1 protein-coding gene is annotated in these 641 nt (G+C 58.2%); it reads left to right on the top strand.

Going from position 1 to position 641, the window contains the following annotated elements; all coding sequences use genetic code 11:
* Nucleotides 1–560, top strand: a 560-nt coding sequence (locus tag ATY29_RS02540; RefSeq protein ID WP_133118231.1) for an IS630 family transposase, incomplete at its 5' end; no start/stop codon positions are given.
* Nucleotides 561–641 lie beyond the last annotated feature (81 nt).

Genomic DNA, 641 nt, shown 5'->3' with positions numbered 1-641 from the left:
AGCGCCGGCGCGCCTGGTTCGATGGTCAATTGGACCTCGATCCGGAGAAACTGATCTTCATCGACGAAACCGGCCTCTCGACCAAGATGTCACGTCTGCGCGGACGTGCATTGCGAGGTGAGCGTTGCCGTGCCGGCGTGCCGCACGGCCATTGGAAAACAACGACTTTCACCGGTGCGTTGCGCCTCAGCGGAATGACCGCACCATTCGTCTACGATGGCGCGATGAACGGCAACGTCTTCCTTGCGTATGTCGAACAGGTGCTGGTGCCGCCCCTGGAGATCGGCGACGTCGTCATTATGGATAACCTGCCTGCACACAAGATAGCCGGTGTCCGCGATGCCATCGAACGTGCCGGCGCCAAGCTCATGTTCCTGCCGCCCTATAGTCCGGACTTCAATCCAATCGAGAACGCATTCTCGAAGCTGAAAGCCATGTTGCGAGGCCGAGCCGAGCGAAAGATCGATGCTCCATGGGATGCGGTCGGGGCCTTGATACCTCGCTTCACTGCGGCAGAATGCGCAAACTACCTTAAGGCCGCTGGATATGACCCAGATTGAGCAGGATTTGCTCTAGCGGTGCAAGTGATGCCATCACGACACCGTCTGTCGGCTTTGTCTGATCGGCGACATTAGGTTTGT

The organism is Rhizobium hidalgonense, assembly GCF_002914525.1.
Lineage (GTDB): Bacteria > Pseudomonadota > Alphaproteobacteria > Rhizobiales > Rhizobiaceae > Rhizobium > Rhizobium hidalgonense.
The sequence above is the reverse complement of the archived record's forward strand: the minus strand, read 5'-3'. Positions and strand labels throughout refer to the sequence as shown.